Origin of the sequence: Clostridioides difficile ATCC 9689 = DSM 1296, from assembly GCF_001077535.1 — a bacterium.
Classification (GTDB): Bacteria; Bacillota; Clostridia; order Peptostreptococcales; family Peptostreptococcaceae; genus Clostridioides; species Clostridioides difficile.
On sequence record NZ_CP011968.1, the window covers coordinates 695987 to 716115 of the forward strand.

At 27.7% G+C, this 20129-nt stretch carries 12 protein-coding genes and 1 pseudogene; 7 read left to right on the forward strand and 6 right to left on the reverse strand.

Features of this window, described 5'->3' with window-relative positions; translation table 11 throughout:
- Positions 1 to 25 precede the first annotated feature (25 nt).
- The 3 genes and pseudogenes from CDIF1296T_RS20035 to CDIF1296T_RS03715 form a co-directional block, all read right to left on the reverse strand.
- A pseudogene (locus tag CDIF1296T_RS20035) lies at positions 26 to 181 on the reverse strand (EAL domain-containing protein); the annotation flags it as partial.
- 202 nt (positions 182 to 383) lie between these two features.
- Complete coding sequence (locus tag CDIF1296T_RS03710) at positions 384 to 1283, reverse strand: GGDEF domain-containing protein (protein WP_020397798.1); 900 nt, start codon at positions 1281 to 1283, stop codon at positions 384 to 386.
- 331 nt (positions 1284 to 1614) lie between these two features.
- On the reverse strand, positions 1615 to 2793 hold the full coding sequence (locus CDIF1296T_RS03715; RefSeq protein WP_009895599.1) for a GGDEF domain-containing protein: 1179 nt from the start codon (positions 2791 to 2793) through the stop codon (positions 1615 to 1617).
- 987 nt (positions 2794 to 3780) lie between these two features.
- Here CDIF1296T_RS03715 and CDIF1296T_RS03720 point away from each other — a divergent pair.
- From CDIF1296T_RS03720 to CDIF1296T_RS03745, 6 genes are all read left to right on the forward strand, one after another.
- Positions 3781 to 5247 carry a GntR family transcriptional regulator gene (locus tag CDIF1296T_RS03720; protein WP_009895601.1) on the forward strand — a complete coding sequence of 489 codons (1467 nt, stop codon included), beginning with the start codon at positions 3781 to 3783 and terminating at the stop codon, positions 5245 to 5247.
- Between the two features lie 284 nt (positions 5248 to 5531).
- Positions 5532 to 5711: a DUF6440 family protein gene (locus CDIF1296T_RS03725; protein WP_009895603.1), complete on the forward strand. Its 180-nt coding sequence runs from the start codon at positions 5532 to 5534 to the stop codon at positions 5709 to 5711.
- A 636-nt stretch (positions 5712 to 6347) separates the two neighbouring features.
- Positions 6348 to 6623, forward strand: coding sequence for a hypothetical protein (locus CDIF1296T_RS03730; RefSeq protein ID WP_003438934.1), 276 nt, complete (start codon positions 6348 to 6350; stop codon positions 6621 to 6623).
- Between the two features lie 19 nt (positions 6624 to 6642).
- Positions 6643 to 6930, forward strand: a complete 288-nt coding sequence (locus tag CDIF1296T_RS03735; protein WP_003429630.1) for a hypothetical protein — start codon at positions 6643 to 6645, stop codon at positions 6928 to 6930.
- A gap of 727 nt (positions 6931 to 7657) precedes the next feature.
- Positions 7658 to 10153, forward strand: coding sequence for an ATP-binding protein (locus CDIF1296T_RS03740; protein WP_009895606.1), 2496 nt, complete (start codon positions 7658 to 7660; stop codon positions 10151 to 10153).
- A 14-nt stretch (positions 10154 to 10167) separates the two neighbouring features.
- Positions 10168 to 15378 (forward strand): GTPase, encoded by a 5211-nt coding sequence (locus CDIF1296T_RS03745; protein ID WP_009895609.1) that lies wholly within the window; start codon positions 10168 to 10170, stop codon positions 15376 to 15378.
- Positions 15379 to 15602: 224 nt separating this feature from the next.
- Here the strand turns inward: CDIF1296T_RS03745 and CDIF1296T_RS03750 are convergent, their stop codons facing one another.
- Both CDIF1296T_RS03750 and CDIF1296T_RS03755 read right to left on the reverse strand, forming a co-directional pair.
- A complete protein-coding gene (locus CDIF1296T_RS03750) occupies positions 15603 to 17702 on the reverse strand; it encodes a heavy metal translocating P-type ATPase (RefSeq protein ID WP_003438920.1) in 2100 nt (699 codons plus the stop codon).
- 42 nt (positions 17703 to 17744) lie between these two features.
- Positions 17745 to 18140: a DUF6110 family protein gene (locus CDIF1296T_RS03755; RefSeq protein WP_003438917.1), complete on the reverse strand. Its 396-nt coding sequence runs from the start codon at positions 18138 to 18140 to the stop codon at positions 17745 to 17747.
- Positions 18141 to 19173: 1033 nt separating this feature from the next.
- Here CDIF1296T_RS03755 and CDIF1296T_RS03760 point away from each other — a divergent pair.
- Entirely contained in the window at positions 19174 to 19362 is a 189-nt protein-coding gene (locus CDIF1296T_RS03760; protein ID WP_003438914.1) for a hypothetical protein, read from the forward strand.
- A 184-nt stretch (positions 19363 to 19546) separates the two neighbouring features.
- Here CDIF1296T_RS03760 and CDIF1296T_RS03765 read toward each other — a convergent pair whose 3' ends face one another.
- Positions 19547 to 19987, reverse strand: a complete 441-nt coding sequence (locus CDIF1296T_RS03765) for a DUF3788 domain-containing protein (RefSeq protein WP_003438911.1) — start codon at positions 19985 to 19987, stop codon at positions 19547 to 19549.
- Positions 19988 to 20129: the final 142 nt, after the last annotated feature.

Consider the following 20129-nt stretch of genomic DNA (forward strand, 5'->3'; position numbering starts at 1 on the left):
ACTTATAATAAGCAATTTTATATTGTTAATTGGAGGAGTTTTGAAACATAAGTTTTTCAAAGTCTTTTATTGGTAAAGGTCTAGAGAACACGTATCCTTGTAACATATCACAGTCTATTTCTTGTAAGAAATCTTTTTGAAAACTGGTCTCTATTCCCTCGGCTACAGTGGTCATTTTTAACTTTTTAGCTAGGTATAGCCGAACATTTCATAATAATGGTCATTAGCCCAAACAACAGTAAAGTGTTCATCTAATAGGTGTTTACTAACACTTACATCCAGTGCATTCATTAGTAAACTGTATTCAATATTTGCAAAATCTATATATTTTGACATTCTTAGTACTCTCTTATAACATATATTTTGTAGAATATCTGAACTAGCTAGTTTAAAGTAGATTTATTTTTAAGCTTATTTTCATACATCAAAGAATCTGCCTTTGATATTAAAGTTTCAATATCGGATATTCCATCCCACTCAACTAATCCATAGCTTATGGAAAGAGCATAAGGATACTCGTCAGTATTACTTAATTTTGATAATTCATAATTTATATTAATCATTATTTTTTCTGCTTCTACACAACTTGTATTCTGTAAAAGGAATAAAAATTCATCTCCACCATATCTAAATAGTAAGGAATTTTCTACATTTATAAGTTTTTTTATTATTTGAGCAGTAGTGGATATGTATTTATCACCAAATTGGTGTCCAAATTTATCATTTACAGGTTTTAAGCTATTTAAATCAGTAAAACATAAGGTAAATTTGTAGTGATTTGATGTCCACTCTGATAGTTTTTGATTTACAAAAGGTCTATTGTAGAAGCCTGTCAGTAAATCTGTATATACAATATCATTCAATTTATTAATTTCATACTCTGTCTTTATACTTTCTACATATTCTATTTGATTTTTAATATCATAACCTTTTATTTGAGTAATTCTAAAGCTATATCTTTCTGCAATATAGTTACCTACCAAAACTATTATGGCAGACTTGATTCCATATAATTTTAAAATCAATACATTTCCAACAGTATAGTATATTGACAAACTCAAACATAGATACAAGTACATTCCAAACATAAGGCTCAATAAGAAAATTAAGTTTTTTTTGTCCTCTAAAACTGCCTCAAAGTTAATCTTATTATTTTTATTATTTTTATAACTGAAATATAGTCCTGTAACTATAAAGCTAAATGATATAGGAAATACTCTGTAAATATTTGCAATAGAATTACTATCAAATAAATATGCTGGCATATTTAACACTATTGACATTAAAGACCTAAAAAATATATTTATTGCTAAACCAATGATGGAGCAGTTTAGTGAATAAAAAATGTTTTTTATTGTGGAGATTTTATAAGTTACTTTAATTTGTATGAATAAAATCAACATAAAAATTGTCCAATTTATAATTAGATGAAACTTTAAATAAGTACAAATAATAAAAATTAAATAATTAAATATAGAATATATAATATATACTGTGTATTTATTTTTAGAGTTATTAATCATTATGTCCAGATATTTAAAAAAATTATAATGATAGAGATAATAAGATAAAAAACATAGTGAGACTACAAGTAAGCTCATGTAAATATTCATTTTAGTTATTGTTCCTTTTATGATTATTTTGTTTATTAGTGTACATTCTAATATCAGCAATATTAATAATTTCTTCTACAGTCATTTTGTTTTCGCTAGAAACTTCTACAATACCATAGCTAAAAGATATCGTATTATCCATAATTTTACTTATTTTCTCTATAAATTCTTTTGTGGTGTTTTCATTAGATTTAGGCATAATAACTATAAACTCATCTCCTCCTATTCTAGCAAATATGTCATCTATTCCTAAGTTTTCAATAACTATACTTGAGAAGTTAATAATATAGTTATCCCCAGCTAAATGTCCATATGTATCATTTATCGTCTTTAATTTATCCAAATCGATATATATCAATGAAAATAATAAATTGTTATTAATGTAATGCTGTATTTTTTCAAAAGCAAATTTTCGATTATATGCTGATGTTAATTCATCAATGTTAGCTTTTTTCTTTAATAAATTTACTTTTAGTAATTGTTCTTGTTTTATCATTTTTAGTCTATGATGTTCTTTTTCTAAATAAATATTTTTTTCAATGGAATATATATGATTGATGAATATAATTAGTTGTAAGATTAATAATATGTTACTTCCCAATATAAAGTAGGAAGTTAGAGAACTTGGTGGAGCAAATGTAATTTGTATACTATCAAATAATATATATCCTAAAGTGAACCAGATAAATTTTAAAAATAGACTGAACTCTATTTGATTTTGAGTTATTATATAAATATGCTCTTTTATTTTATTCATAGAGTACCATAAGATAAAATCTAAAATAGAAGCTATTAAAATACTAATTAACCTATAGGTCATATTTGCAAATATTATATCTGGACTTGTATTTTTAACAAGTGATATTGTACTTACAGTAATAAGGTGTAAAATACAAAAACTTATTACTGCCATATTGGGAATAAAATGGTTGTTAGTAGAACTTTTTCTGCTTAAGAGCAATTTATGACTTACTATGTAAAACAATATATAATATAGTGGTAATGGTAATTTTGTGAATATTATTATCAAGAAGGTTAATGGTTTTATTAAAAAAATATATTTGTAATTCTTATGTATAGTTATATTTTTGTTTCCAAAAGATGCTATTTTGCATATGTAAATGTTACATAGTTCGATTATTAATATAGTAGTTATGATTAAAAATATATGGTATTTCATAGTACATCCTCTTTTAAAGTGAAATTGTATTTACTTAAAATAGATTAGATTTTATATATTCTATTTTACAGTTTTTATTTAGGTACATGCAAAGAGCTTATTATGGATACCTTCTTTTTTATTGCATGTGTCTGTGTTATATAAAATTTAAAAAGTATTATATCTTAATATACAGTATGTATGATAACTATGTGTCCAAATATAGTAATTATGTATGGAAAGTATAATAGTTATGTGTATAAGTATAGTAATTACATATAGCATGTATGATAACTATGTGTCCAAGTATAGTAATTATATATAGTATGTATGATAACTATATGTCCAAGTATAGTATAATTACATATAGCAAATATAATAATTATGTGTCCAAGTATAGTAATTACATATAGTATGTATGATAACTATATGTCCAAGTATAGTATAATTACATATAGTAAATATAGTAGTTATGTGTCCAAGTGTAGTAATTATATATAGCATGTATGATAACTATGTGTATAAAGTATAGTAATTACATATAGCAAGTATAATAGTTATGTGTCCAAGTATAGTAATTATATATAGTAAGTATAATAATTATGTGTATCAAATATAGTAATTACATATAGTAAGTATAATAGTTATGTGTATTAAATATAGTAATTACATATAGCAAGTATCATATAATTTATTATGTAAAACAAGTATAGCTATTCTATTAACGAATATACATAATATCAAAAACACATATATGTTTTGCTGGAATTTTGAAGTACTTAAAATTATTCCAATTAATATACTACAATGGTATGTTAATTTGCTGTAGTATAGCTACAATATGCTATTTTACTGCATTACAGTATTATAAAACTTAGACCATATATATAAATGGTTTATATTAATTATAGATTATGAGGAAAAAATAAGCAACTATTTTGCCCTATTAAATAAAAGTAAATATACCTTACAAAAAACAATAAATCTAATTTATCGAAGAGGAAAAATATGAAGAGAAAACCACAATATTTAATTATTTTTGAGCATATAATTCAACAAATTTATACTGGTAAAATTACTATTGGAGATAGGCTTGATTCTATAAAAAGCATGTCAGAAGAATATATGGTATCAAAAAATACTATAAAAACTGTAATAAAAATGCTCTCAGAAAAGGGCTTTATAGAGACAAAAGCTGGTTCTAGACCAGTTTTAATCCAGAGTACGAGTAAACAATCAATAGAATCTGACTTATTATATGAGAAGATTTTACAAATATCAGAAATATATAAGATTTTTAGTTTAATATTTCCTTCTATTGCTATGTACAATATTAAAAGATTTACATCTAAAGACTTTGAAGAATTAAACGAGATTATCGATTGTATGGAAAAAAATAGTTCTAATTATTTAGTCTTTAAAGAACAAAGGCTAAAATATATAAATAAACTAATAAGTAAAACAAATAATTTCCTGATTCACCATTTTTGTGAGATTATTCAGCATGATGTCATTATTTCACAATTGGCCTATAATTTCGATAACTTGGATAATTGTTGTATAGACTTTTTTCGTAATAAATACATAGAGCAGGTAAGAAAAACTTACTTATATGGATTGGACGGGAATCTAATTGAATTTAAAAAACTATTAACATATATGTATAAAGCTTGTAGAGAATCCATACTTAAAATGGTAGAAAATCGTGCTCCACAAAGTATAGATACAAGTAGTTTTAATTCTGTAACGTTGGAAAAATGTTATTTATATGACTTAATTGTTTCAGATGTAATTTGTCAAATTTTTGAAGGCAATATTAAAATAGGAGATTGTCTACCATCAATTACTTCGATAATTAATAGATATAATGTATCTCTTCCAACAGTTAGAAGTGCCTATAATGAGCTAAATGAATTGGGAATTGCTAAAACAATTAATGGCAAGGGAACATATGTAACACTTTTTTCTGAATATGATGATGATTATATAAATACAGAAGAAGGAGCTAAAAGGTTGAGTTTGCTTTTGGATGCTATGGAGTTTGTTACGATTACTCTTGAGGATGTAGTACTTTTACTAGGAAATAAAATGGATTTGATAGCTGTAGATAAAATAGAAACTCATTTAAGGTACTTACAAAATAATTGTGAAGAGTGTAAGGTTTATCCAGATTTTGTTTTACTTTGTAAGATAGTAGATTATACACAAATTTATGTATTACAGGAAACATTTTTGCATTTAAAACAATATATGATATTTGGAATCTATTTAGAGAGATTTTTTCATGAAGAATATAATGAAATTTTGAAAACACGTTTTGATGTATGTTTTGAGATACTTAGGTATTTAAAAAAAGGAGATGTTGAGAGATTTGCAGAATCTTTTTCTAATATTTTTAAGGAGTCTTTACAATATTTGAAAAAGGTTATATCTTCATTAAATGTTGATATGAGATTAAAATTAGGTATATTGTAACAAATAGTAAATGTTTTGTGGAGATAAAATCCTTTTTTTAGTTGAAAAATCCCATAAAGTAAGCATTTTTACTGTGTGCAATACAATAATGTAAAGGATAAAATGGTGCTGTAATGCAGTGTAAGTAAACAGACAAGGTTACGAACAGTAACATGAAGTTATGAAATTAAATAAGCTGTTTGACATTTTTACGTGCTCATATTAGAATTAAAAAAATAAGTTATGTATTTTTTCTACTTAAGTGAAGAAGGCATAGACCAATCAAAAATATGGAGGATTATAAAATGGGAAAAGATAGATTTGAAAAAGTATATTCACAAGGAAAAATAAATGCAACGGAGATTTGGGTGGATAAAGAAACAGGTGTGAACTATGTATTCCACTATTATGGCCATGCAGCCGGATTTACGCCTTTACTTGACCGAGAAGGAAAACCTGTTATTTCTCCAATTGTAAGTAAATAACGTTTAAATATAGAAAAATGTAACAGATTTTTGATTTGTAGGGATGTTTTAACTTTCTTTATTGATTCCTTTATTGGTATAATGCATACTTCCTATCTAACTATTCTTAATAGTAACAAGTAGTGTTTCGTGTTATATACTAAGCGATTTTATTGATTTTTGTCATCATAAAAATTGTAAAATTTGCTTGTTATGGCTACTCCAATCCACAAATAAGGAATGTACCTGTGGTCTTTTAAGACAAGATTCGTAAAGTTTGTTATGTTTTTTGTGGTTTCAAGGAGGGGGTATATCAACTTATGATACCTGAAATAGCTATTCATGCAATAAAAAAAATAATAAAGTCTCTATGTGATTTTAAATAAAACAAGTTAAGTAATGGATATTTTCTAATTATAATAATTGAAAATATCCATTATTGTATTTAGAATATATTCAAAACAAGATGCATTTCATATTGTAGAATAATCTTATTACATGTAAAGTAAGCTATTTATATGTAAAGTTAAGTTATTTTATAAGTATTTTTATCCAGTTATGCATTTTCATTGACCAGTTACACAGAAAATATTGAATATTGAGAAAATTGGTACTACTATATATATAAATAAATATATATATAAAGGAGGTTTTTATATGAGTCTTTTTGTTGGTGGATGGTCAAAATTCAGAGCTGTCGAAGAAGAAGATTTAAAAGTATTTAATGAAGCTGTAGGAATGTTAGAAGGGGTTGGTTATGAACCACTTATTGTTTCTACTCAAGTTGTAGCAGGAACAAATTTTAAATTTATTTGCAATGCTACTTCAGTTACAAATCCTCCACAGAATTATTTAGCAGAGATAGTTGTTTTTAAACCTCTTCCTTGTGATGAACATAATGCAACAATTACAAGTATTAATATAATTAAGTAATATTAATAGGAGGTGGAAGATGAGACTAAATGTAACTAAACAAAATACTATAGAGGTTGAAAATAGTAGAAAAGAAGATGTTTATTTTGTAATAGTTGATAATGTTTTTTTTGAACGTCAAGGTGATGTATTTAATAGTATCACGAATAATAATTTAAATAATTATGATGTAAAAATATTACCAACTGATAATGTTTTTTTAGAATTAAAAATAACATCTACTAAAGATTTAGAACCTGTTTTTATTGTAGTTGAAGATAGACAATACAATCATGGTAGTATAATGTTTAAGCCAGTATTGGTATAGAATTTAAGCAAATAAAAGTGAACTATTCAAGTAGGTATAGGTGAATTATTTAAACTAAAGGAAACCTATTTAAACCAGTATAGTTGAACTAATTTAAGCAAATAAAGATAACCTATTTAAACCAGTATAGTTGAACTATTTAAGCAAATAAAGATAACCTATTTAAACCAGTATAGTTGAACTATTTAAGCAAATAAAGATAACCTATTTAAACCAGTATAGTTGAACTATTTAAGCAAATAAAGATAACCTATTTAAACCAGTATAGTTGAACTATTTAAGCAAATAAAGATAACCTATTTAAACCAGTATAGTTGAACTATTTAAGCAAATAAAAATAAAATATTCAAGCTGGTATAGGTGTAAAACTTAAGCAGTAGTATAGGAATGTTTAAATTAATGGTACAAATATAATTAAAAATCTATATGTAATAACCATAGGAAAATAATGGACGTATAATATAAAAAACAACTGTATTACATAAAATACAATAAAATAAGCGCATTAAATAGAATAACTGTGTTGGTAAAGATTATATTATACAACACAGTTATTTTAATAAACAAAGAAGAATAATTATTGAGTGAAAATGCAAATTTAGTGAAAAAGCAAATTTATTAAAAATAAAAAATAAAAAACAAATTTAAATATAGTCTAAAAACTTTGTAATCTACTTAAGGGATTAAACTTTATTTAAATAAAATATATAACCAAGGGGGAAAATAAATGCCAGAAAATAACAATCAACTTTTAGAAGAAATAACACTCTTATTAAATGAAGGAAAAGTAGCAATAAATAAGGCTGAAAATCAAAATTTAATTCTAATTCTTGGTGGGACAGGATGTGGCAAAAGTACTGCAATTAACTATCTTGCAGGATGTGTAATGATGGAAGTAGAAGATGAAGATACTGGTATATCATATATTGATTGCTTAGACCCTGTGGCAGAGATTGGTTCAGGAGCTGTTTCTCAAACTTTATACCCGAACATTGTAAATATGAGAAAACCAATAGAAGGAATGGATGCAAAATTATGTGATACTGCAGGTTTTAGCGACAATAGGGGAGTAGCCCATGATATTAGTGCAGCAGTTTCATTAGGTGAAGTATTTAAAAATTCTGCATCTATATGTGCAGTAATTGTATTGATACCAGAAGCAGATATATTAGATTCTAGACTTACAAAAGTACTAGACCTGTTCCAACAGTTAAATATGTGTCTTCATAAAGAAAATTTTAAGGGTAGTATAACTTTTTTCATTTCAAAAAGTTTCTTAGAAAGAACAGAAAAACAAATATATAATGTTATAAAAAGAAAATATGAACAATTATGCGAAAATTTAGACAGTAATATAGAGGAAAAAGCTTGGTTATTTGAAGAATTGCTAAAAGATAATGGAAAAAATATTCATCTTTGTAAGCCACTTGCATCAGATGAGAGGGAAGGCTTATTAAAGCAAGTACTAGAATTAGATGAAGTTAAAGATAAGACATCAGCATTCCAATATCCAATTAGTGCAGATGCAAGATTAGTTTTAGATACGTTGATAAAAGAAATTCAAAACAATATCGTATCTAGCCTAGAAGATTATGTTAAGGCGTATACAGAAGATTTTATCAATATTATTGGAAGTATAACAATGATTCAAGAAATAGCAAAATATGATGAGGTTGTAAAAGTATTTAAAAACTGGTTGGAAAGTACAACAAGTCTTACTATAGAGAGTTTTATCAACGTATTAGCCAAACAAAGTGGCTTATTCTTACAAGATAGTTGCATGAAATTACAAAATAAGATAAAAGGAAACTTAGATATAATTGATGCTTTAAGTAAATATACAGAACATGGAACTGGGGAAATTTTATTACCTTCTGTACATATGGAATTTATTATAGAAAAGGCAAGTAAGAAGATAATGGAACAAAACTTCATTATAATAAGAAAGAATTTAGAAAAAGTTTTAGTTTCTTATGAAGTGCAAAAACAGGTATTTACATTACCAAATAGAGAAAAATTAATGGAAGTTGCAAATAAAAAGGATTATGTATATAGTGTAAGTGATTTTAATTCAATTTTGACAAATGTTACAGTTACACAAAATGAAGAGTTAGAAGACAGTATAACAAGATTAAGTGCATATGGAGAAGAAGGTAATGAGATAATTAGAGAATTTATTGGTAAATACATTTTAAATCCATTTATAGTAAAAACAATTAATATTAATGATAAGAAAGGTATTGAAATAAGAGCATTAATTCCAAACTTAGTAATTAGCAGTGTATTGGAATATTTCAAAAATAGAAAAGTAGATGACAATGTTTCTACATTTATGTTCTTTGCTAAAGATACTATTTATATGGATGATAACCTTGGAATGAACTTTGCATCAGAGAAAAATATTATTCTTGCTTCTAACAATCTTGATGTAGGTAGTAATGTAAAAATTAATGTAAGTGGAAAGAGCGGAGAACTTGTAGATAATTCTATGTATGGGAAAAATGGTGAAGATGGTAGAGATGCAGGTAATATTTACTTATATATTAAAGAAGAAATTAGAAATTATCGTCTAACACTGATTGCAAATGGAGGAAATGGTTCTAAAGGAATAGATGGGAAAAATGGTGAAACAGGAGCTTCTGGAAGTAATGGAGCTGATGCAGGATATACAAGTTATTTCCACGGACAGATGTTTAAAGGGTATTTTGAAAAAGGTACAAGTGGCAAAAAAGGTGAAAAAGGTGGAGCTGGTGGAAATGCTGGAAGAGGTGGAAATGCTGGTAAGAAAGGTAATATTTACTTCATTTCAGATTCAGAGGAACAAAAAAATAGAATAATTAATCATTGTGATATAACAGTGAAAGATGGAGAAGCAGGTCCAAATGGTAGACCAGGTTTAGGTGGATATGGAGGAAGTGGTGGCTATCACGGATATAATACACTTTCATTTTCTCCAAGTGGTATAGATAAGACTGTATACTATACAGGATATTTTACAAGTTGGGATTATAAGTTAGATAGTATAATTAAATATCATATAGAATTTAGTGGTGGAAGCTGGAATGAAGGTAAAACAGGACCAGCAAGAGAATACGCTGAATATGGAGATAGAGGAGACAATGGAGGATTTAATGCTCCAAATACTAAGTTATCAACAGCTGTTTCAAAGGTAGAAGAGAATCTTATTAAAGAAAAATATCAAGGCTATTGTTCCGAAATATAGAAAGGGATGGATGTATGGCAAATAAACTTTATAGTGAAATCGTAAACCTTTTGGAAGAAGGAAGAGACGAGCTTAGAAAATATGACTTAAAAGAAAAGTCAATTTTGTTATTCCTAGGTGCTTCAGGCGTTGGAAAGAGTACTTGTATAAATTATTTAAAAGGCTGTGTGATGGAAGAAAAAACGGATGAAGAGACTGGACAAATATATATAACTGCAAAAGATTCAGCTGTCGAAATTGGAAATGGTGTATATTCTAAGACTTTATGTCCAGAAGTTGTAGATATTGCAAATAGAGATTTTTCATTATGTGATTGCCCAGGTTTTTTTGACAACCGTGGAGCAGAGTATATGATTGCTGGTGCTATGCTTGTAAGGGAAACTATTTCCACATCTTCAAAGGTAAAAGGGATGGTAGTTATTTTAGACTATCAATCCCTACTGGACTCTAGACATACATTATTGATAGAAACAGGCAAAAATTTGAAAGATATGCTTGGTGATTATGCAAAGTATAAAGAAAATTTCTTCTTTCTTATCAATAAAATACCTAAAACACTAATTGGTAATGTAACAGAAGAAAAAATAAGAAATATATTGGAAAAAGCAAAAGAAGACCTAGATAGTCAAGAGAAAGATTACGACGGTTGTAAGGAATTAGTGTACTTATTAAATGTAGCATTATCAGATGGTGTATCTATTAAATTATGTAATCCACTAGATAAACAGCCAGAAAAGTTGTTGAATGAAATGAAAAATCTACCTGAAACATTTGAAAAAACAGATTTGGGATTGATGCTTACTGCTTCTTGTAAAATAGAAATACAAAAAGCTGTTGATGTAACCTATAAAGACCTAGAAAAACTTTTAGTTCCTTATATAGAAAGTGTTAAAAAAGGTATGGAAGATTCTATTTCCATTCTATCTTCTATAAATAGTCTAAAAGATAAAAAGATTCAATTAGATAAGATGTATACAGATTTATGTAGTAGGACTAATAATATGAAAGAGCTTATGGAGTTTGTACAAGAACTTTCATATGGTGATGGCGTACAGAAAGTGAATATATTAGAAGAAACACGTCTTCTTTTAGAGTTAAATAGTTACTGTAGTGAGACTCATATTGTTGGTCTAAGTGAGTTGTTAAAATCATTGCTAAAAAATACTTTAGAAGATACATTGAAAGATATCAAATATTGGATAGCAGAAGAAGAATATAGGGAAGAAGAAGCCAAAAGGCTTGAAGATGCAGAGTATAGGATAGAGAAGATTCAAAGTTGTACATATATAAAATCATATGAGAAAGAAAATGTACTTTCTATATATATTCCTATACCTAAAGTGAATTTATCGGATTTGACTAAAATAATATCTGGTTATCAACTTAATATTTTGTCATCTATATATATGTATGGAGATTGTGAGTTGAAAATTGACTGTAATATGGAGAAAGAAGTCTTCTCAGGTAAGAATATTGTACTACTTACAGAAAAATTACATATACCAGAAGGGACTTATTCAATCAACGTATCTGGTAAGGATGCAGAAAAATTGGTTGGAGAAAGTTCTATTTACGACGGAATGAATGGAAGAAATGGAAATAATGCAGGTACTTCAGGTGATATCATATTATCTTTTAAAGAAATAGAAAAAAGAGGAGAACTTAAACTTTACGTAGATGGTGGACGTGGTGGAAATGGACAAGATGGAAAAAAAGGAGATACAGGGATAACTGGAGAAGCTGGGGCAAATGCTAAAATAGGTTCTAAAAAAGAGTCAAAAGAATTTGCTAATGTTAAAGGTACAAAATACTATGTGGTAAAAGCAGAAAAAGGAAAACAAGGTGGAACTGGAGGCACAGGAGGTAATGGTGGAAATGCAGGTCTTGGAAGCAAGTCTGGACAGGTTTATCTCCTTGGGAAAGCTCCTTTATTAAAAAGTGCTATAAGTAAAAAAGATGGAAATCATGGTTTAGCAGGAAAAGGAGGCTCTGGAGGAGCTGGTGGTGCAGGAGGTCTTGGTGGAATTAGAGGTATATATGAAGAAACAATAAGATATATAGGTACCTCTCCTCCAATGGATGATAGTGATAGAAACTACTATTATTTTGATAGATATGTGTTTAATCATGCTTTAAATCAGAAGCAAGCAGCAGATGATGGAGAGAAATTAAATACTCTTTATGAAGAACATAAGGACTGGACAATTAGCAAACGTGAAGATTCAGGTTCAGCCGGAGCAGAGGGAAAAGACGGTCACTCTGGAGATGCACTAAAAGAAAAGGAATTGTTAAAGCAGGAGTATTCTTTGTCAATAGATACATTCTTCTATGAATTTTTCGAGAGATTTGGTTTTTCTGGAATTAAAGGTTATAGAAATCTTAGACTGTTGTGTGCAGTAGGAATTTTAGAAGCTGATATTTTAGAATTTTCACATATTTATGAAATTTTTTATGCAGTTGAGAAAATAGAGATGCAATTAAATAGAGAAATACTTCAGAAGTACTATAGTTTTGAGAAGAAAAATAAAGCAGTACTTTCTCTGGATGATATGAATACAAAGAAAGAATTTTATAAAGAGGCAAAGGAAATCTATGAATACCTTATAAATAAATTGATGCAGTCTGATAGAATAGAATCTTTTGTAGGAAAAAATCAGAATTTTAGCGAATGGAGTATGATTTTATTTGCACTTGAGCAGAAGACAGCATTTTATGTGCAGATGATTGAAGAAAGTGAAATTGGAGGAAATCGTGTTACAGATATTCGTTCTTTGACAGATTATCTGGATAAGACCTTAAGAGAATTGGAACAAGGAAAGAAAGATGAGTTAAAAGAAGGATATTTCAATACATATAAGGAAAGTATCCTAACTCAAATTGAATCTGGAAATCAACAAATAGAGGTTTTAAAAAATGAACTTGAGAATAAAATGCTTTCTGTTAATGCAAAAATGAACCTGTTGATTCAAGAAATTATAAAGATGAAAGAAGATGAACAAGAAGACATAGAGGAACTAAAAAAGAAACAGGCAAAACTTGAGGAACAAATGAAAACACAGTTAATTCTTTCTGGAATACAAAGCGCATTGAGTTTACTGACTGCATTTAGTGGTGTTGGTCAAGCTTGTCTAGGGGCATTTGACAGTGCAAAATCTTTGAAGGAAAATCTTTCAGCTAAAGAAGAGGAATACAAATGGACTAACAGGATGGTTGATTTTTCAGATTTTAAATTGGATTCTGATGGTATGAGATTTGTACTTGGAGAACAGCTAAGTGAAGATAGAAAAAATGCTTTAGATAAAATGACTTATAATTTGGCAGGTGTTGATGAAGAAAGAAGAACTAAATTTGACCAAATTAAGGAGATTATAGTTAAGTCTATAGATGATGATAACTATGCAGACAAAGCTGACGATATTCAAAGAGCAAAAGAGGGGTTAAGTGAAAGCGAGTATAAGGAAATTTACACAAAAATCCAGAAAAAAGAAATAGGTATGTTGGAGGCAAATTACAATAATAAACAGCAAAAAGATAAGTTAGCTGCACTAGAGAAAAGTAAACAAGCTATTGAAAGACAGCAAAAGACATCTAAAATTAAAAATGCATTGAGTATTGGAAGTTCTGCTTGTTCTCTTATAAATACTGCGATTAGTGGTGTTAATAATTGTCTTAATGTAAAATCTAGTTTTGAGAGTAAAATAGAGGTAGTTAAAGAGGCAATTAAAGATAAAGAAAATAATATTAAGAAATTAGATGAATTGAATACTCAAATGGTGGAATTTAAAGATAAAACTTTGAAAGAATCTGTTATACCATTTGTAGAAAAATTCGATAGTACAGTTAAAAATCAAGATATTTTTGAAAATGAGATAAGTAAATTAAAGATGAAGGAAGTTTTAACTGAATTAAGCACAAAGTTTGGAAGCTTAAAAATGGAAAATTCAGAGGAGATTTCTATAATATTTAAAAAAGTACAGGATATGATGGAAACTCAAATTATCATTACTGATAAGATTGATAAGAAAAAAGATAATCTTGCAATGGGAGAATTGATTTATCAAATGTCAGATAGTGGTAATCAGATGAATGAATATCAGAAAAAACTTATCCATCAAATTGAATTAAATCAGGTTAGATATTTGTGTCAGGTTGAGGCAGCAGCTTTTCAACTATGGACATTCCCATTTGGAAGCAATATAGTAAATATCTTAAATAGATGCCATGTAGGGATTACAGAAGATGAAAACGAGGTTATAAATCAGGCGAAAGAGCAAAATAGACAGATTAGAGAGTTTCTTGACCAAGATGCTTACCAATGGCAAAAAACAGATAACCATATTTTGAAGGTAGCATTAACAGGCAGTTTAGATGGGAAATCACGTGTGGGATTTGAAAATACATATTCTCTATATGATTGTAATGAAGAAGAAGTGAAAAAGCTTTTGACAGGAGATGAAATTAGTTTTGAAGTTCCATTAAATAAAAACTTTGATGCCATAAAATATGTAACCATGTATGCAAATATCCCGAACCTTAGACGAAATATTTTAGAGGATAGTTTAAAAGTAAAGGTGCATATTCATTTATATGATAGTGGATACTTCTCTCTATATGATGATAAAAAAGATGTCTATTATCAATATGTATTTCCACAAAACTATATAAATATTACACATGGTCTTGATATTAAATACAATGATTCAGATTCAATAAACTCAATATGGTCTTCAGTAGAAGATAAAGGAATTGAAAAGTTCAAAAATGCAGGATTAAACTCTGGTAGAAGTCCATATTCTATGGCTAAGATTTCTTTGAAGGCACATTTTAATAGGAAGCTTTCTTATGATTCACTTACAAATGAGCAGAAGAAGAAACTAGAATCATACTTTGATAAACCTAGTAAGTATGCATGGAGCGATAGTATAGATATATTGAGGAGTCTAGGGTATATTGATTTGAAGGGAATTTTGTCAAAGAGTTGGTATGAAATCAAGAAAGATATAGATAGTGATGGGGAGATTATGAAGCATTTTTCTATATTACAAGTTAATTTATTGGAAAGAATTATTTATGAGCAGACTAGTATACTAAAGGAAAATATACCTAATTTGACAATTGAATTGGTAGGCTGTGGTATTTATGTAGAGTCTGAATTTAATTATCTAAAGCAAAATGATTTAAAATGCTATGAAGAAAGATTGGTTGAAAATACAATTATTGGTTGAAAATATAATTAATATATAAATTTTAAAGAAATTTACAAAAGGGGATGTTTCAAAATGAAAATTTGAATCATCTCCTTTTTTGTAAAAAATAGAAATAAGTTGAGTTTAAAATTTGTAAAGTATGCTTTATATAATTTTGATTAGAAAAAAGCTAATTTTAAGACATATTCTTTTTAAAAGATGAATTATAAATTTTTTATATCATATGTTTTATGTAATGGAGATTAATGGTAGTTATAAGTATTGGTGTTTTCCAATAAATTTGTCATACTGTTTAAACTTATTCCGACAGTAGATGCGTTGTGTAAAAAGGCAGATGTACTTGGTCTAACAAATCCACCTACACCAAGTAAAATCAAACCTAAATTAAAGCCGATAATAAACTTAGAACTTAAATCAACTCTTTTCATAAGCTTATTACTAATCTGCTTTAAAACGATTAAATTATTCAAATTATCTGCTGATATGGTAATATCTGAAATCTCTCTTGCTATTTCAGCACCTTCACTCATTGCAATTCCGACATCTGATTCTGAAATAGCAGGAGAATCATTGATTCCATCACCAATCATAATTACTTTGCGACCTTTGAGTTTTTCACTTTTAACAAAATTGGCTTTGTCTTCTGGTAAGACTTCTGAATAATATTCATCAACACCAACTTTACTTGCTATAGATTTAGCTGTTTTTTCGCTATCTCCAGTCATCATCACAATCTTTTTTATTCCGCATTCTCTTAAATTTGAAATTACATATTTTGCTTCTTTTCGTAAAGGGTCATTTATGCAAATAACTGCTGATAATTTACCTGATATTGCCATAAATAGGTGTGAATACTCATCTGATAGATTATTGTACTTATCCTCCTCACCGTCTGGGATAGTACACTTCTCATCTTCAAATACAAAATGTTTGCTACCTATTACAACCTTTTTATCATCAACTTTTGTTGAAATGCCATGAGCAATAATATATTCTACTTCTGTATGCATTTCTTTGTGACTAAGCCCTTGTTTTTCAGCTTCATAAACTACTGCATTTGCTATGGAGTGTGGGAAGTGTTCTTCTAAGCAAGCTGCAAGTCTTAACATATCCTCCTTATTATAATTTTGGAATGTAATTATATCTGAAACAGTTGGTTGAGCTTTTGTTAATGTGCCTGTCTTATCAAATACAATAGTATCTGCACATGCAACACCTTCAAGAAATTTTCCACCTTTTACAGTAATGTTGTTATTGTTACATTCTCTCATGGCTGATAGTACTGAAATAGGGATAGAGAGTTTTAATGCACAAGAGAAATCTACCATTAATATAGAGAGTGATTTTATAGGGTTTCTAGTAATTGCATAGGTTAATATACTTCCTAAAAAGCTGTATGGAACTAATGTATCTGCTAGATGTTCAAATTTACTCTCTACAGAAGATTTTAGTTTTTCAGATTCCTCAATCATAGTTACTATTTTCTGGAATCTAGTAGTACCAGCTTTTTCCTTGACGCACATAACAATATTGCCTTGCTCTATTACAGTTCCAGCATATATGTAAGAGCCTTCTTTTTTGTTAACTGCAAGGGATTCACCTGTAAGTGATGCCTGATTGACCATTGTTTCTCCTGATACTATAACTCCATCCAATGGAATCATATTTCCCATAGTTACACTTACTAAATCTCCTTCCTTTATCTCTGAAATTGGAATTAAGATTTCAGTGTCACCTTTTCTTAACCATACTTTTTCAATGTTTAGTGACATACTTTGAGCCAAGTCGTCTATAGATTTTTTTCTAGTCCATTCTTCTAATAGTTCACCGATACCAAGAAGAAACATAACTGAACCAGCCGTATTGATATCTTTTCTAAAAATAGAAATACCTATAGCAGTGGCATCTAAAACAGAAACTTCTATTTTTTTATTTAGCAGGGAAGAGAGACCTTTTTTAAAATATTTTATAGAATGAAGTCCAATTAAAAAAAATCTTAAGGACTTTGGAAAAAATATTTTGGAGATACTTTTGACTAGCAGTTTATTTGCTAATTTGTCTCTATAATAATTGTTTAATTCCCTGCTGGTATGTTCAGGAACTAGGTTTTCTATTTTGCTATTGTTAAAACTGAATTTAGTGATTTCTCTTATTATGTATTCTCTTTCACCAGTGTAATAAATGACTGCATCACCAGTTCTATCGTAAACTTTTGCTTTGGTAATACCATTTATAGAAGTTAAATAATATAAGAGAGTATCGGACTGCTTGTTGTTTAATTTGCCAAGTTGTAAGTCAAAGCGTATACGACCTCTTATTTCGTGTTTTATATAAAAATTCAATTTACTTCCTCCTGATATTATTAATCATAATAATCATTAAATTTATTCTGTTGTACAAGTACTATTTTTTTCTTCAATTACGTTATCTTTGATTTCTTCACATTTAATGCTATTAGAATTAGTATCTTCTACAGTTTTTATAGTTTCAGTTTTAAGAACTTCTTGTTCGCATTTAAGAGTATCTTGTACAACGTTTACCTTAGATGTAGATAAGTCTTCTTGCTCGTTGATTTCTTTTGCTTCAGCTAAAATATCTTCTACATTTTCTTGAATTTTCGTAGTTGTTTCAAGAACAGAATCTTTAACTTTCAATGCTCCTGCTGTTGCACGAGTGCAAGTTTTTTTAACACAATCACTTGAAAGTATCTTAACACCTACAGTACCAAAAAGTACTCCTCCTAAAAATATCCCTGTTTTTTTCATTTTTAAAATATTCATTTTACATTATCCTTTCATTTAGTTAGATTTTGTTTGTACTTATGTATAAGGTAACAAATGTTAAAAATAGAGTATGTTTTACAAAATTAGTTTAGAGAGTTTAGTAATTTTATTTGATTTATATTAGTAAATTTACATGAATTTTACATATGTAGTTTATATGGTTGAAATAATTCTTATATAGCTTATATATGCAGTTTATATATCTAGTTTATATATCTAGCTTATGTATGTAATTTATATATGTAGTTTATATAGTTGAAATAATTCTTATCTAGCTTATATAAGCAATTTATATATCTAGCTTATATAGTTGAGGTAATACTTTATCTAGCTTATATAATTTATATAAATTTATAACCGAATACTACACAGTTTATACATAACATATTGTTTGAGCTTATCTAGTTCATATAAATTTATAACTTATATAAATTTTTTGTACTTTGTATTTTAGAAAGTTCTTGATATTTAGTCCAAAAAATTTAAAATACAGTAAAAGTAATAATTGTTATTAATAGATTTGTAAAATCATATGACATTTATTACCATTTATGCAATTAAGTATAGCATGTGCGAATGGTATTTTCAACAGAAAATGATAATTTATATCAATTAATTTGGTTGATTTGTAATAGAGCATCAAAAAGTATACTTATTTATATATGGGAATGAAAGGCAAAGTTTTAGTTTTTTCAATTAAAGTGCGTTAGATATATTATTATAAATGAACATTATTTTAAGTATAATAATGATTAGGAGGGAGTGTTTATGATGTATAAATGAATAACAATATAGTTTATGATTGTAAATATTATGTAAATATAAAAGTTACTTAAATGGTTTTAGGAAATTGATATTATTGCGTCTGGGAGATTGTACTTACTTCAAAAAGAGGAGGTTATGACAAGAAATGTGTTGTTTGACATTTATACAAGCAGATATTAGAATGAAAGAAAGTTAATTTATATTTCTTTGTTTTAAGCTAAGAAGGCGAGCTAGGCAATTTAAAATATATTGAATGGAGAAAACTATGAATAAAAACAACAATTTAGTTATTATATGTATGTTTATAGGCATGATACTTGGAATGGCTATAGGTTGTGCTATAGGTATTTCTAAAGGAAATGTAGGTATCACAATGTGTTATGGTCTAATTTTTGGAATGATAATTGGCATATGTATAGGGACTGTTATCAAAAATTCTAATAAAAAAGAATAAATTAATTTTGATTTACTAGGATGTCTAGTTATGATTTATTTATGATAAAACTTTTTAATTATCTGTAAAAAGTAGAATAAGACATACTAAATAAGTTATACTAATAGATATTTTTTATATTATTTTTTTTATATGAAAAGAATGGAATTTATATACACTATATTTAAATCACAAAAAATAAAAGTTAATTTTGTTTAGGTGGAGATTTTTTTGCTCTTATATATTGAATAATATCAAGTAAGTCTGCATCTTCTAAAATACGATACTTAATCCAGCCTCCATTATTGCCACAAGGATAACGAGTGACCCAGAGCTCTTTAGCTTTTGGTGTCAAAGCTACCAACGTTTTTTCTACTGCTGGAACTTGCTTGTCACCTATCTGAATCAGAACAGTAAATGCACCTTTTTCAAAAAAAGCATAAAATAAATGAAAAGATTTATGGCTATATTTGTAACCCCAACCATAATTGTTTCCAAAAGGAAATCGAAGTTCTCTTGATAAATTATATTGAGTTTTCAAGTAAGTTTCCAACTTACACAATCGTGCATATCCATCTTTACCTATATATTCTATTATTTGAGACAAACAGGGTTTATTGCTTTTATCAAGCATACGTTCATACATTAGAATTTACCTCCATTTTTACTTTTAATTATAGCAAAGTAATTATGACAACAGTATGTCAAGTTTTTATGCATTATTCAAGTTTTTATGTATTATTATACTAATACGTAGAAATATAAAGTAATTAGTTTTAGCTAATAGA

What these genes read in the sequence shown, in the direction of transcription:
- CDIF1296T_RS03765 (WP_003438911.1), bottom strand. Translation starts at nt 19,987, where the DNA reads ATGTATGAACGTATGCTTGATAAAAGCAATAAACCCTGTTTGTCTCAA.
- CDIF1296T_RS03740 (WP_009895606.1), top strand. Translation starts at nt 7,658, where the DNA reads ATGCCAGAAAATAACAATCAACTTTTAGAAGAAATAACACTCTTATTA.
- CDIF1296T_RS03760 (WP_003438914.1), top strand. Translation starts at nt 19,174, where the DNA reads ATGAATAAAAACAACAATTTAGTTATTATATGTATGTTTATAGGCATG.
- CDIF1296T_RS03710 (WP_020397798.1), bottom strand. Translation starts at nt 1,283, where the DNA reads ATGTCAATAGTGTTAAATATGCCAGCATATTTATTTGATAGTAATTCT.
- CDIF1296T_RS03755 (WP_003438917.1), bottom strand. Translation starts at nt 18,140, where the DNA reads ATGAATATTTTAAAAATGAAAAAAACAGGGATATTTTTAGGAGGAGTA.
- CDIF1296T_RS03720 (WP_009895601.1), top strand. Translation starts at nt 3,781, where the DNA reads ATGAAGAGAAAACCACAATATTTAATTATTTTTGAGCATATAATTCAA.
- CDIF1296T_RS03735 (WP_003429630.1), top strand. Translation starts at nt 6,643, where the DNA reads ATGAGACTAAATGTAACTAAACAAAATACTATAGAGGTTGAAAATAGT.
- CDIF1296T_RS03730 (WP_003438934.1), top strand. Translation starts at nt 6,348, where the DNA reads ATGAGTCTTTTTGTTGGTGGATGGTCAAAATTCAGAGCTGTCGAAGAA.
- CDIF1296T_RS03745 (WP_009895609.1), top strand. Translation starts at nt 10,168, where the DNA reads ATGGCAAATAAACTTTATAGTGAAATCGTAAACCTTTTGGAAGAAGGA.
- CDIF1296T_RS03725 (WP_009895603.1), top strand. Translation starts at nt 5,532, where the DNA reads ATGGGAAAAGATAGATTTGAAAAAGTATATTCACAAGGAAAAATAAAT.
- CDIF1296T_RS03715 (WP_009895599.1), bottom strand. Translation starts at nt 2,793, where the DNA reads ATGAAATACCATATATTTTTAATCATAACTACTATATTAATAATCGAA.